The following is a 14,431-nucleotide window of genomic DNA, read 5'->3' as shown; positions in this document are numbered from 1 at the left end:
GGAACTGAACACAGTGCATTCCGAACAACTCATTATTACCCTGGCAGAACGCTTTGGTCTGCTTGTCGGCGCGGTCTTTTTGTTGCTGACCTTTACACCTGTGAAAAGGTTCGGCTTTGCTCGTACCTCTACCAAAAATCGAACACTGCTGCTGACGATCTTTTTCGGCCTGTTCGGTATCCTTGGCACCTACACGGGCAACTCGGTCTTTCAGTCTGTGGCCAACCTGCGGGCCATGGCGGTCATTACCGGCGGGCTGTTTGGTGGGCCTGTGGTGGGTATCGGGGCCGGGCTTATCGCCGGAGGGCATCGAATTCTTTTTGATCTGCACGGGTTCAGCGCCTATCCCTGTGGCATAGCGACCTTCATGGAAGGACTCGTTGCCGGATATATTGCCTACCGGTTCGGGGATCGGACAATGACATGGAAAGTCGCTGCACCGCTTGCGCTTGTTGGCGAAGCGCTGCATATGGGGCTGGTGCTCCTGCTTTCGCGCCCCTTTGGTGATGCCGTTGAACTGGTCAAGCTTATCGCTCCGCCCATGATTGCCGTGAATACGTTCGGCGTTGCCATTCTGGTGGAGTTGATCAATGTCTTTTTCTATAATCGAGAGCGGCGGGAGTCGTTGCATGCTCAGCAGATACTGGATATTGCCAATCTGACCGTCAGCCATTTGCGATCCGGCCTGAATCAGGATTCCGCTCTGCAGACAGCGTTGATTATTCATGAGCGGGTGCAGATGGCGGCTGTGGCTGTCACGGACACCAGAAACGTGTTGGCTCATGTGGGAGCAGGCAGTGATCACCACCTGTCCGGGTTACCTATCCATACCGAGGCCACACGAGAGGTCGTTCGAACAGGGCGACCTTCTTATATTGATAATAGGACGGCCATTGGCTGCGATGTGGCGGATTGTCCGAATACCAGTGCCATCATCGTGCCCCTGACAAAGGCGGGGCAGATTGTCGGTACGCTCAAGTTTTATGGCAGCGAAGTTTCACCGCTCAACAATACTCTTTTTGAGTTGTGCAAAGGATTGGGCAAGCTCTTTTCCACTCAGCTTGAACTGGAAGACCTGCGTATCAAGGAGCATATGCTGGCCCATGCGGAAATCCGTCGTCTTCAGGCGCAGATCAATCCCCATTTTCTCTTCAATTCCCTGAACACCATCGGTTCGTTTTGTCGTACCAATGCGGAGAAGGCCCGTGAATTGTTGCTCGATCTGTCGTTGTATATGCGTAAAAATCTTGACTCCAGTCGTGGGTTTATTCCCCTGTCCGATGAGCTGGACCAAGTGCGTTCATACCTTGCCATCGAACAGGCTCGTTTCGGCGATCGCATAGACGTGCATTGGGACATTGATGAAACCTGCGCAGGTTGGCCTATTCCCCCTCTGATCATTCAGCCCTTGGTTGAAAACAGTGTCAAACATGGCATCCTGGGGCGGAGCCATGGCGGTTCGGTGACCATTACGGCGTCACGGAAAGACGACAAGCTGCATATCTGTGTCACTGATAACGGCAGCGGGATGAATACGGCTCAGATTCATTCGCTTCTTGAAAAAATAGCCCTGACAGGGCATCCCGGGTTGGATTCATGCCGCGAAGGTATCGGTATTCGCAACTGCGCCTCACGTCTGGAGCAGATTTATGGCCCTGACTGCCAGTTGGACATTCTCAGTCATCCGGGAGAGGGGACGCAGGTCAGTTTTTCCATTCCGAAAAATCCATTGAATGCCGTAGCGTGATCCGTTCCTTCCCTTTTTTTGACCTGGTTCGTGTCTTTTCGTCCGGTGATCTGGTGCGTTCAGTCGTGAAAAAGGGCATTTCGTCCAACAGTCGTTGAAGACAACGTCCACGATGGCGTAGTCGGTCTCCCAAGAGGTTTTTTTGAACATTTTTTGGGAGGTTGTTTTACATGCTATTCTTTTTGTTCTGTGTTGGCCTGCTTGTGTTGGGCTATTTCATTTACGGTACATTCGTGGATAAAGTATTCGGAGTCGACACCAATCGGCAGACTCCTGCCTATGCGCTTCAGGATGGTATCGACTACATGCCGATGCCCAAATGGAAACTCATTTTCATTCAGGTCCTGGATATCGCTGGTATCGGGCCTATTTTCGGCCCTATTCTAGGTGCCCTCTATGGACCGCAGGCTTTGATCTGGATCGTTATCGGGTGTATCTTCGCCGGTGGCGTTCATGACTATTTTTCCGGTATGCTCTCCGTGCGTAACAATGGCGCGAGTATTCCCGAGGTTGTCGGCGAGTATCTGGGCATGCCTGCCCGCCAGGTGATGCGCGTGTTCTCTTTCGTGCTGCTCATGCTGGTTGGCGTGGTCTTTGTGCTCAGTCCGGCAAAACTGCTCCACGGACTGACTCCCGGCATTGCAACCGGTTGGTATGTGGCTGCTATCTTCGGCTACTACTTCCTGGCTACGATCCTGCCCATTGACAAGATCATCGGTCGTTTTTATCCGCTGCTGGGGCTGTTGTTGCTGGTCATGACCTCTGCATTGGCCATTGCGCTTTTCACCAGTCCGCACGCTGTGCTGCCAAATCTGGATTTCGCTGTTAACACGCACCCCGGCGACAAGCCCATCTGGCCGTTGCTCTTCATCACGATCTCCTGTTCAGCTTTGTCCGGGTTCCATTCTACCCAGTCCCCGCTTATGGCTCGCTGCGTGAAGAATGAACGAGAAGGGCGTTCCGTTTTCTACGGCGCCATGATCATCGAAGGTATAATTGGCTTGATCTGGTGCACCCTGGGCATGTCCTTTTACAATGACCCCGCTGCACTTCAGGAAGTGATCAGCTCCGGCTCTCCCGCCGCAGTGGTTGCCGGAGTGTCCCATGGTCTGCTCGGTCCCATCGGTGGTGGGTTGGCCATTCTCGCTGTCATCGTACTGCCTATTACCAGTGGTGACACCGCATTCCGTTCAACTCGTCTCATCGTGTCCGAGACCTTCAAGATGGGGCAGAGCAAGATATCTTCTCGTTTGTTGATTGCTATCCCGTTGTTTGTTCTCGGGTTCGTGATTTCAACGCAGAACTTCTCCACCATTTGGCGCTACTTTGGTTTCTCCAATCAGGCGTTGGCCGCATTGGTTCTTTGGACTGCGGCTGTGTATCTGGCACAGCGCAACAAGCTGCATTGGATTGCCACGGTCCCTGCGACCTTCATGACTGCTGTCTGTACGACATTCATCATGAATGCGCAGATCGGGTTTAATCTCAGCTATGAAACCTCGGTTGTTGGTGGGATTGTGGTTGCCGCCGCCGCGTTTGTTGTCTTCATGTTGAAGTTTGGCCTGCGCAAGACGCCGGAAGTCGTCAACGAATCAGCTTAAATACAGTAGAGTTATCAGGGTCCATCCTGATTAACGCATAATAAAAAGCCCCGCCAAATGGCGGGGCTTTTTCTTTACTGTATATGAAGGGGCGACTATTTGTCGTCGCAGCCGCCACCAGCCATGTGTTTCAGAGTGGCATAGCGCTTTTCGTAATCCTTTTCGATGGAAGCGCGGAACTCCTTGGAGAACTCGGGGTAGAACCGCTCCAGCATGGCATAGCGGTTTTCACCGGACAGGAATTCCTGCAGGGTTCCGTCAGGGGCCTTGGATTCCAGGATGAAGGGATTCTCGCCCTGATCAGCCAACTCGGGGTTGAAGCGGTACAGCGGCCAGTAACCGGAATCAACGGCGAGTTTCTGTTCGAGCTGGGTTTTGCCCATGCCCTTCTTGATGCCCTGGTTGATGCACGGAGCGTAGGCGATGATGATGGAAGGACCGGGGTAGGCCTCGGCTTCCTTGATCGCCTTGAGGAACTGATTTTTGTTGGCGCCCATGGCGACAGAGGCGACATACACGTAGCCGTAAGTCATAGCCATGCGGCCGAGGTCTTTTTTACCGGTCGTCTTGCCCGCAGCCGTGAACTTGGCAATGGAGCCGAGCGGGGTGGCTTTGGAAGCCTGACCGCCGGTGTTCGAGTACACTTCGGTATCCATGACCAGGATGTTGATGTCCTTGCCGGATGCGATGACGTGGTCGAGTCCACCGTAACCGATATCATAGGCCCAACCGTCGCCACCAAAGACCCAGATGGATTGTTTGGTGAACAGGTCGGACATGGCGACAATCTCTTTCAGCGCCTTTTTACGGGTACCCTTGAGAGCGGCCTTCAGCTTGTCTCCGGCGATTTTGGATTCTTCGGAGCTGTCCTTGGCCTTGACCCATGCGTTAAGCGCGGTCTTGATCTTGCCTGTTTCGTTCTTGGCGGCTTCCGTGCAGAGGTTTACCAGGTGGGCACGACGTTGATCGGTGGCCATCTCGATACCAAAGCCGAATTCAGCGGCGTCCTCGAACAGGGAGTTACCCCAGGCCGGACCATGGCCGTCGTTGTTCGTACAATACGGCGAGGTCGGTGCGGATGCACCCCAGATGGAGGAGCAACCTGTTGCGTTGGCAATGACCATACGCTCACCGAAGAGCTGTGTGATAACCTTGACATACGGAGTCTCACCACAACCGGCACACGCGCCGGAAAATTCCATCAGCGATTGACGGAACTGGGAACCCTTGACGGTTTCACGGCCAAAGACTTCTTTATAGCTGACTTTGTCAGAGAAGTTGAAGTTGGTGGTCTGAACAGCCGTCTGGGTGACAATGGGCTTCATGACCAGTGCCTTTTCCTTGGCCGGGCAGATGTCGGCGCAGTTGCCGCAACCCAGACAATCAAGAGTGTTGACCTGGAGACGGAACTGCATGCCTTTGGCGTCCTTGCCCAGAGCCGGAAGCGTCTCGAAGGACTTGGGTGCTTTTTTCATTTCATCATCGGTTGCCAACACTGACCGCAGGGCGGAGTGGGGGCAGACGAAGGAGCATTGGTTGCACTGGATGCAATTGTCCTTGATCCATTCGGGAACAAGAATGGCTACGCCGCGTTTTTCGTATTTGGAGGTTGAAACGGGCATGGTGCCGTCATGGGAGAAGACGGAGACCGGCAGGTCATCGCCTTTCTGAGCCAGAACCGGACGCATGACGTCGGTGACATAAGCAGGCTCGCGGGTGGCTTTGACCTTCTCATCTGAAAGGTCTTTCCATGCGTCGGGCACCGGGATTTCGATGATGGCGTCCACGGCGTTGTCAACCGCGGCGTTGTTCATGTTGACGATCTTCGGACCTTTCTTGCCGTAAGCTGCTTCGATGCCATCTTTGAGGAGGGTGACAGCTTTCTTGAAAGGAATGACGTCTGCGAGCTTGAAGAAGGCAGTCTGCATGACCATGTTGATTCGGCCACCGAGACCGACTTCGCCAGCGATCTTGACGGCGTCGACAGTGTAGAATTTCAGTTTTTTTTCGGCAATGGTGCGACGCATGGCTGCGGGCAGCTTGGAGTCCATGTCTTCGGCGGTCCAGGGACAGTTGAGCACGAAGGTGCCGCCGTCCTTGATGCCGTCCAGTACATCGTAGAGATTGACATAGCTTGGATTATGACAGGCGATGTAGTCCGCGTCCTTGACCAGGTAGGTGGACTGCAGCGGTTTCTTGCCGAAACGCAGGTGAGAGATGGTGATACCGCCGGACTTCTTGGAGTCATAGGCAAAATATCCCTGCGCGTACATGTTGGTGTTGTCACCGATGATTTTAATGGCCTGCTTGTTGGCACCGACAGTACCGTCCGAGCCAAGGCCCCAGAATTTACATTGGACCGTTCCCTCGGGGGTGGTGTCCACGCAGTCGCAATCAAAGAGCGAGGTGTTGGTGACGTCGTCCAGAATACCGACAGTGAAGCCGTGTTTGGGCTTGGCCAGGGAATCGAAAACGGACTTGGCGTGTGCCGGAGTGAAATCCTTGGAACCGAGACCATAGCGGCCGCCGACGATCTTGGGAGCCTTGGCCTTGCCAGCGTAGGCGGCCACGACGTCCATGTAGAGGGGATCACCCAGAGAACCAGGTTCCTTTGTGCGGTCGAGGACAGCGATTTTTTTGACGGTCTTGGGAATGACTGCAAGCATGTGCTTGATTGAGAACGGACGGAACAAGCGAACCTTGAGCAGGCCGACTTTTTTACCCGTGGAGTTGAGGTAGTTAACGGTCTCTTCGATGCACTCACAGGCAGATCCCATGGCGATGATGATTTTGTCCGCCTTGGGGTGACCAACGTAGTCAAAGAGTTTGTAGCGACGGCCCGTGATCTTGCCGACCTTTTTCATGGCGTCGGTAACGATGTTGGGGATGGCTTCATAATATGTATTGGTTGCTTCGCGACCCTGGAAGTAGATATCCGGATTCTGTGCCGTACCTCGGACATCAGGATGTTCGGGGTTCATGGCGCGTTTGCGGAAGGCTGCCAGTTTTTCTTCGTTCACCAGAGGCTTCATGTCGTCGTAATCGATGACGGCGATTTTCTGAATTTCATGTGAGGTACGAAAGCCGTCAAACACGGACATGAAGGGAACGCTGGATTCAATGGCCGCAAGGTGAGCGACCAGAGCCAGGTCCATGACTTCCTGAACGGAATTTGAATAAAGCTGGGCAAAACCGGTCTGACGACAGGCCATTACATCTTGGTGATCACCGAAGATGGAGAGTGCATGTGCAGCGACCGCTCGGGCGGAAACGTGGAAAACGCCGGGCAACAACTCGCCGGAAATTTTGTACATATTGGGAATCATGAGCAGCAGGCCCTGGGAGGCGGTGAATGTGGTGGTTAATGCGCCACCGGCCAGGGAACCGTGTACTGCACCGGCCGCGCCGGCTTCAGATTGCATCTGGCGAATCTGTACTGTCTGTCCAAAAATGTTCTTGCGTCCTTGGGCTGCCCATTCGTCGGCAATTTCTCCCATGGGAGTTGAGGGGGTGATGGGGTAGATGGCAGCCGTTTCGCTCATGGCGTAGGCCACATGAGCGGCAGCGGTGTTGCCGTCCATTGTCTTCATCGTCTTCTTAGGCATTTGTCTCTCCACAGTTATGATGTAGGATCTGTATCAACCAATAATATCGGAACGCAATCGTTCGAACTATTCTTGCGAAATACTCGCCGTTCCGGATGGTCTGGAATAGGCATGTTCGTTACGGGCGAAGTGCGCATGTTGATACGCGGGTAGTATGATCACTTTTGTCTCGATTTTTCCGGTTGTGGTCAACCCCTTTGTCCTCCGTTCCCCGGAAAAAAAGCACCTTTTACCGATTAATTGTCTTGATTTCAGTGATTGGTATTATTGTGATTTTATTCACATATGTTCATGTGGTCAGGTTGCTTGCCAAGATCGAATAATCCGGCCACATTAATGAACATCAATGAAAGATACAAACCTTCGCACATCAGCAGACCGAAACAGATTGGCGTTTGCCATTCTCCTGTGTGGCTTTCTGTCCACTGTGGGGATTGGATTGTTTTCTTTTGCCGTGCCCCTTCTCAGTCTTGATGAGCGTGTCAGTGGTATGTGGCTCGGGACGGGCTTTGCGGGATATTTTCTGGCCAGAGTTCTGGCCGCACCTGTTGCGGGCATCCTGACTGATAGAATCGGTCCGCGCATCCCGTTGACGTGTATGCTCGCGGTGGGAACCGGGATACCGTTTACCGCGTATTTTGATCCGTCCGTCCATGTCCTTTTTATGGTCCAGTTTGTCATTGGGCTTGCGGCTGGTTGCATCAAGCCAATCGGTATGGCCGTTCTCGGCAGTCTGTGCCGAAAGAAAGAGCTGATAAAATGGTTTGCCCTGCACACGTTCGTGTTCAATGTGGCGCTCTTCGTGGGGCCTGTTCTGGGCGGTGTGTTGTATTTCAACCGGTCGATGGAACCGGTTCTGTTTGGGCTCATACTGTGTATGGGATTGAGTGCAGTCGTTGCAGGGTTTTCATTGCCGAACGGTTTTCACACCAATTCAGATAAACAGACACAAGAGGGCGCAGCTCGTGGTGCCGTAATAGATCGAGTCAGCTTGTATCTTGCCATAGCCGGGCGGGCCTCGGGTGTTGGAGCCATGGCGGCATTCTATCCAATACTATTAACTATGGTTCTGGGTCGAAGCGGCCTCGTTACCGGCAGTCTTTTTGCCTTGCCCCCTCTGGTCGTTTGCCTTGCGTTGCCGGTGGTTTCCCGATTCTCCGGTGAAGTCCCACGTTCTTCCCAAGTGGTTTTGGGGATGTTGCTGAGTGCTTGCGGCCTCTATGGTCTGGGTATGTCCGCTTCAGTGGTGCAGTACGCGATCTGGGGCTGTGTGTTGGGATTCGGTACAGCAATCTCCATGCCTTCATCCATGGCCGTTGCGTCGACCCTTGATGATCGGCAGGGGCGTGTCTTTGGCATGACGCAACTTGCTGCGGGGGCAGGATTGTTGCTTGGCCCCATTCTGGGGGGATTGGTTGTTCAGGCATCCTATGAGGTCGGCCGAATACTGCAAGTGGTCGCCATTCTGGGTGCGTGCCTGTGCATACCGCTTCTTTGGTCCATCCTTGATCGTCATCTGCATTGGGGACGAGGGTACACCCTCGTGTTGGCTGTATCCTGTTGTGTGCTGATCGTGGGAGTCGGGGTGACCCCCATACTGTATGGAGGAGCATCCCGACATTTCGATGAGCGAAGCGTGTATACGTATACCGATGTTGCCATGGGAACCGTGGTCACACTGACGCTACAGACCGAGAGCAGGAAGGCTGCTGATGACGCAGCGCACAAGACCATTGCATTCATACGCGCTTTGCAGCGGGACTATGACTTCAGGAGTACCGATGGTTCTGTTGCCCGTATCAATCGAGCGGCCGGACGTACCTGGGTGCATCCTTCACGGCGGACATTTGATTTGTTGCAACGGACCGTGGCCTTAAGCAAAAAAACAGGCGGTGTTTTTGATCCCACAATCGGCGCTGCCACGACTTCACCTCTGTATTATGCGTTGGATGAAAGCGTGCTCAAGGCCAAACAAAATCTGGTGAACTACAGGCTACTCAAACTTGATGATGCCACAGGGCGGGTCATGCTCAAAAAAACGGGTATGGCACTGGATCTAGGCGGTATTGCCAAGGGCGCGGTCATAGACGCCGCAGTCGCCTTGTTGCGCGAGCTGCACATCAAGGCAGGTATTGTTGAGGCTGGCGGTGATTTTTATTGTTTTGGCCACAGATGGTGGACTGTGGGTATCAGGCACCCCAGAACCCGACAGGTGTATGGCTTGATCCGGATTCGTGAAAAGGGCGTTTGCGGATCAGGGGATTATCAACAGTTCGTGATGAGTGAGAGCAATGGTCAGCACATCAAGCGTCACCATGTCCTTGATCCGATCAGCATGGCTCCTGCTACAGAGGCGATTGGGGTGACCGTGGTAGCCGCGACCGCTGAAGAAGCGGATGCTTTGGCGACGACTCTCATGATTGCCGGAGCAGAGGACGGCCTTTTCCTGTTGGATAAAGAGTTTCCCGGGACATCGGCCGTATGGTTTCAACCGGATATGACAGTGGTGAAAACAGCCAATTTCCCTGAATAAAATACAAGGCCTCGGAACAACCGAGGCCTTGTTAGTGTGTGTAAACGGTGTGTTACTTTTCCGTACTGTAGCCGGCCCTGTTCCAAGCCAGGAATCCTCCGGCCAGTCCGCGTACATTCCAATACCCATGCTTTTGCAGATAGGAGGCCGCGATGTTCGAGCGGTATCCTCCAGCGCAATAAAGCAAGTGGTGTTCGTCTTCCGGCAGGTCGAATTTCCCGGCAAGTATGTCTGCCAGCGGGATGTTGACTGATCCTGGTATTCTAGACTGGGCAACTTCGTTGGGTGTACGAACGTCAATGAGGCTGATCGGTTTGCTCTGGTCCTGACACGTTTGGAGGTCCTGAGCGGAGTCGATGGAAAGCTTGTCAACGGGACGACCGCTGAAGACCCATGATTGAATGCCGCCGGCCAGGTAGCCGAAGATGTTGTCGTAGCCGATTCGATGAAGCTCTATCCGCATACGCTCATAGTCTTCCCTGGAAGAAACGACCAAGAGGATGTCTGCTCCGGGATCCACAACCATGCCGACCCAGTTAGCCAGGCTTGGTTCAAATCCGATATTGATGGAGCCGGGAATATGGTATCCGGCATAGGCTGCGGCATCGCGGACGTCGATGACCACGGCTCCTGCCAGCATTTTCTCCTCGAAGCGCATGGGCTCCATGGCAAGATCCAGGGGGCAGCGTTCGAGCAGGGGAGCCCCTCCGGCGTTTGTTGAGATGATATGGGTGAAGGATTTGGGACGGGCCGGGAATTCCTTGCTCATTTCCTTATGAAAGTCTTCATAGGTGTCAAAGCCGAGCATGGCGTTGTGACGTCGTTCAAAACCCAGTGTCGAGCTGGGTTTGGAGCTCATGCCTCGACCACACAGTGACCCTGCTCCGTGGGCGGGAAAGACCTCAAGGCTGTCAGGGAACTTTTTGAATTTGATGTAGAGAGTGTTCCAGAGATTCTGGATCTGCTCATCAAGTTTCGCATCGCCGACCAGATCCGGACGGCCAATATCGTTGACGAAAAGAACATCGCCTGTGAGCAGCATCCACGGCTCATTGCCTCGGGTCAGGTCTGTGACCAGCAGAGACAATGCGTCGGGAGTATGACCAGGGGTGTGCAGCACTTCGAGCGCTGCGCTTCCGATAGTCAGTTTTTGCTCTTCCTTGAGTGGGGTGAACTCATAGGAGACGGGCGAAGTTTCGTACATCATGATGTCGCAGCCGGTGTGTGATTTCAGCTCCTGAGCGCCTGAGATATGATCCGCATGCACATGAGTATCAATGACATGAACGATTTTCATGCCTTCTTCGCGGGAAATGTTGAGATAGTCTTCGACATCGCGTTTGGGGTCGACGACGATCATTTCACCGGCAGACGGACACCCTATGACATAGGAAAAACAGCCGAGACCGGGAGTAGTAATCTGTTTGAAATACATAAAAAACTCCTTTTTATGCTCTTCTTGCTATCGGGCAAGATAAGCATAAAAAGGAGTTGATGCAACAAGTTGGTAATGATTACTTTATTTCATCCGCTTGTGCTCTGAAACGGGCGGCAAGGTCATCCATGATGTCTGCTGCTGCGACAAAGGAGTCCGCAATATTCTCGGGGCCGTTTTGATATCGTCTGTAGGCCCATTGTGAGAGATAGAACAGTTCTGTATCGGAACAGGATTGGCAGACCTGTTTCAGATACGTGACCAAAGCGGTTTTGGCTTGCTCCCGTTGCAAGATGGCCTGTTGGAATCGTTTGCTGGCATTGGTGGAATTCTTTCCGTCGGCAATAGTATCCTGGAGTTGGCTGTTGGCTCGTCCCACCGCCTGGGCCAGTCTGCGATATTTGGAAGTCATCTCGATGAATTCAGGGCTGGATCCCATGGTTCTGAACAGATCGGCGGTCCGCTCGATGCGGCGACTGTTGAGTTTGAGCATGACCTGAATTTCTTCATTTGTCAGTGTCCGTATTTCCTCTTTCTTTCCAACAACATACTCGCGTTCATCGGTGGACGCGGTGTCGACCAGATGAATCATGAAAGCCGAAGCGTAAAGATCGTACAGAGTCTTGATCATGGTTGGGTTGAAAGCATAGTCCAACACGGATTTACGAGAGGCGTTGATGTCATCTCCCTCAGTGTTAAAACCCTCCAACTCGCGACCGAAATAGCGATTGAGTGCGATTGAAGAAATCAGCGTGGCAGGCTTGCCGTGTGGTCCTTGCGGTTGAAAACGATCCAACATGAACTCGGTAAGCGACTCGACAAAAGTGAATGAGACAACCTTGTCTTCTGCTATTTCAAGCGGTTTCACTTCTTTTACGGGCTGAGTTTCCAGTGTCTCTTTGGGGGCTTCGGGGGCAGTGGTTGATGGAGTGTAGTCCGGCTGAGTTTTTTGGCCACCATTTACCCAGTCCGGTGCTTTGGCGGGCGTATCGGGTGGCTGGACGGCTTCGGCTCGAAGCATGGGGCCGCTTGGGGCCTGCTTTTGGAAAAGAACATATGCCCCCACTGCAAGCAGTGCAGCACAGGCAATAAGTATGAGTGCAATTCGGCTATTTTTCATGGGTTATTTCTCCTGAAGTGAAAAGTATCAGGTTATGCTTCTTGTTGCCAGGCGTATTCGTTCTTTTCTTCGGCGTTGGCGCAGGTCAGGCTTTTGTCTCTGAGTTGCGACCAGTAGATGGTGCCTTTGATGGCTTGTTCATACATTTTGCGCATCGACGAATAATAATCCAGCAGGTCAACCATGGTATTCAACTCCACCGTTCCCTGTGCACCCACTATAAGCAATTCATCTTTGAGCTCATGGTAGGCATCGTCAAGTTCGTGCAACAATTGCGTCAAATTCATGAATTCCGGCGCGCAGGGTGTGTGGGCAACGTTGAGGATGTCTCTGACAGCCCTGCGGTAATCCCGGGCAGAGAGCGAGGCCGCTTCTGGCAGAGAATGTGAAAGAAGGACGTGGCTTTGTGACACTTCGCTTATGATATCGATTGTCTTCCTGTAGTATTGGATAACCCGGATGGAAGGGGACAATTTGAGGCCGATTGGTTCCGGCAGATCGAGAAGTTGAATTTTGACACAGTATTTCTTGATGGCATCAATAAGAGTATCCATGGCGGTTTTGTCTTTGATGAATTCCTTGGAGCGGAACTTGGACGTAATCGCTTTTTGGCATGCCTCGCGTGTCATTTCCCCCAGTCTTCCCAACTCCAGGAAAAGAGCGTCCATGGCCAGTTGTGGGGTGGCGAGAACGTTGTCGTCCAGATATTTGGGCTTGCCGAGCATGGCAATATCCCTGCCGATGTGTTTATCGAGAAAGCTTACGAGTCTGTTGGTAAATGGCAGGAAGAGACTCACTCCGAGCACGTTGAATACCGTGTGGAAAAGAGCGAGCGTAGCCGCGACATCCGCGGTGCCGTCAATGGTCGAGAACCATTCCACGGCATGGAGCAGGAATGGAATGATCATAATGGCGACCACGCCGGTGACAAGGTTGAAAATGATATGGGCCCCAGCCACTTTCTTCGCGTTATGTGTGGCTCCAATGACCGAGAACAACGCTGTGGATGTTGTACCGATATTTGTGCCGATTGTAGCAGCGGCTGCGCTTTCGATGGTGATAATTCCAGACATGGCTGCTGTCAGTACAATTGCCATGGCCGCGCTGGAGCTTTGCATGAGCAGAGTTAAAATTGAACCGATGACAACAAAGAGAAGAGCGCCCGGGAGTCCTCCAATATTGAATGAAGCCAAGTCGATGATGTTGCCAATGTCCTGAAAGCTCGACTGCAGTATCTCAATCCCTAAGAAAAAGAGGCCGAAACCGGTCAGGGCATCGCCAATATGTTTGCGGTTGGAGTCTCCGCTTGTCAGCCGGAGCAGGGCGCCGATACCAAGGAGCGGTAGAGCCAAGGCTTTGACTTTAACACTGATACCAATGGCCGCTACAATCCAACTGGTAACGGTCGTACCTATGTTGGAGCCGAAAATGACACCGACCGATTGTGGCATGGTCATGAGGCCGGCGTTAACAAAACCAATAACTGCAACGGTTATGGCACTGGAAGACTGCACCAGTGCCGTCATCATAAAGCCGGAAACAAGACCTCGAAACGGTGTTTTTGTCCATCGTCCCAGGATTGTTCTCAAAGCTTTACCTGCAGCATTCTTCAATCCCTTGGTCATCAGGCGCATGCCAAGGAGAAAAAGGCCCAGTCCGCCGAACAGGCTGGCTATAAGGGAAAGAATCATAGAAAGGCAGCTCCTTGAAACGCTTTGGTCTTATACTTGTTGTTAACTGGGGTGCTGTGGCTGTTGGAGGCCGGAAAGAAAGAGAGAATCATGAAACATCCATGATTCTTTTTCCGAAAGCGTATGAATTGGTCTTTCGGGCGTTTGTTTCACTTTGTGTATCGGGGATTGGGAGATTCAAGGAATTACTCTTTTTCCAAAGATCGACAGGCTGTACTCTTGGTCATCCATTTCTGCGATGTCAGGCAGATGAGCCCATTGTTCAAAGCCAAAGGACTGAAAAAGTTTCAGGCTCGGCTCATTATGAGAGAATATATACCCGAGAATCGTCTTTATACAGAGTGCCGGGCAGAGCTCTAGGGCTTCTTGGAGCAATCTGCGTCCCAGTCCCTGTCTACGAAACTCGGGGGCGATGTAAATACTGATTTCTGCCGTATGCCTATAGGCCGGGCGACCATAAAAGGATTCAAAGCTGACCCAGGCAGCGATTTGCTCGCCTTCTTCATGGACAAGGATGGGCCGTTTGCCAGGGACATGACCACGAAACCAGGAGCGCTTTGATTCCACCGAGACCTCTTCCGTGTCAGCGGTAGACTGACGGGATCTGACAGTAGAGTTATATATGGCTACGATCCTGGGAAGATCCTGTTCAGTGGCGTCGCGCATGCGGTTGGCTCCTCTTGTGGGCAGTTTGGATTG

General features: G+C 52.7%; 8 protein-coding genes. 3 read left to right on the top strand and 5 right to left on the bottom strand.

The window, feature by feature from the left end; all coding sequences use genetic code 11:
• The first annotated feature begins 13 nt into the window (after positions 1–13).
• Together SRBAKS_RS03180 and SRBAKS_RS03175 are read left to right on the top strand one after the other, a co-directional pair.
• Entirely contained in the window at positions 14–1,747 is a 1,734-nt protein-coding gene (locus SRBAKS_RS03180; RefSeq protein WP_229593588.1) for a LytS/YhcK type 5TM receptor domain-containing protein, read from the top strand.
• Between the two features lie 170 nt (positions 1,748–1,917).
• Complete coding sequence (locus tag SRBAKS_RS03175; RefSeq protein WP_229593586.1) at positions 1,918–3,348, top strand: carbon starvation CstA family protein; 1,431 nt, start codon at positions 1,918–1,920, stop codon at positions 3,346–3,348.
• Between the two features lie 95 nt (positions 3,349–3,443).
• On the opposite strand, the gene nifJ is transcribed toward SRBAKS_RS03175, so the two are convergent.
• On the bottom strand, positions 3,444–6,953 hold the full coding sequence (gene nifJ, locus SRBAKS_RS03170) for a pyruvate:ferredoxin (flavodoxin) oxidoreductase (RefSeq protein WP_229593584.1): 3,510 nt from the start codon (positions 6,951–6,953) through the stop codon (positions 3,444–3,446).
• A 346-nt stretch (positions 6,954–7,299) separates the two neighbouring features.
• Here nifJ and SRBAKS_RS03165 point away from each other — a divergent pair, with 346 nt between their 5' ends.
• Positions 7,300–9,486, top strand: a complete 2,187-nt coding sequence (locus SRBAKS_RS03165; protein WP_229593582.1) for an MFS transporter — start codon at positions 7,300–7,302, stop codon at positions 9,484–9,486.
• A 52-nt stretch (positions 9,487–9,538) separates the two neighbouring features.
• Here the strand turns inward: SRBAKS_RS03165 and SRBAKS_RS03160 are convergent, their stop codons facing one another.
• From SRBAKS_RS03160 to SRBAKS_RS03145, 4 genes are all read right to left on the bottom strand, one after another.
• A complete protein-coding gene (locus tag SRBAKS_RS03160) occupies positions 9,539–10,921 on the bottom strand; it encodes an MBL fold metallo-hydrolase (protein WP_229593580.1) in 1,383 nt (460 codons plus the stop codon).
• Between the two features lie 79 nt (positions 10,922–11,000).
• A complete protein-coding gene (locus tag SRBAKS_RS03155; protein WP_229593578.1) occupies positions 11,001–12,041 on the bottom strand; it encodes a hypothetical protein in 1,041 nt (346 codons plus the stop codon).
• Between the two features lie 32 nt (positions 12,042–12,073).
• On the bottom strand, positions 12,074–13,732 hold the full coding sequence (locus SRBAKS_RS03150; RefSeq protein WP_229593576.1) for a Na/Pi cotransporter family protein: 1,659 nt from the start codon (positions 13,730–13,732) through the stop codon (positions 12,074–12,076).
• Between the two features lie 177 nt (positions 13,733–13,909).
• On the bottom strand, positions 13,910–14,398 hold the full coding sequence (locus SRBAKS_RS03145; RefSeq protein ID WP_229593574.1) for a GNAT family N-acetyltransferase: 489 nt from the start codon (positions 14,396–14,398) through the stop codon (positions 13,910–13,912).
• Positions 14,399–14,431: the final 33 nt, after the last annotated feature.

The sequence above is a fragment of the Pseudodesulfovibrio sediminis genome (assembly GCF_020886695.1).
GTDB lineage: Bacteria > Desulfobacterota > Desulfovibrionia > Desulfovibrionales > Desulfovibrionaceae > Pseudodesulfovibrio > Pseudodesulfovibrio sediminis.
Note: the sequence above shows the minus strand (reverse complement) of the source record. Positions and strands in the feature narration are given on the sequence as shown.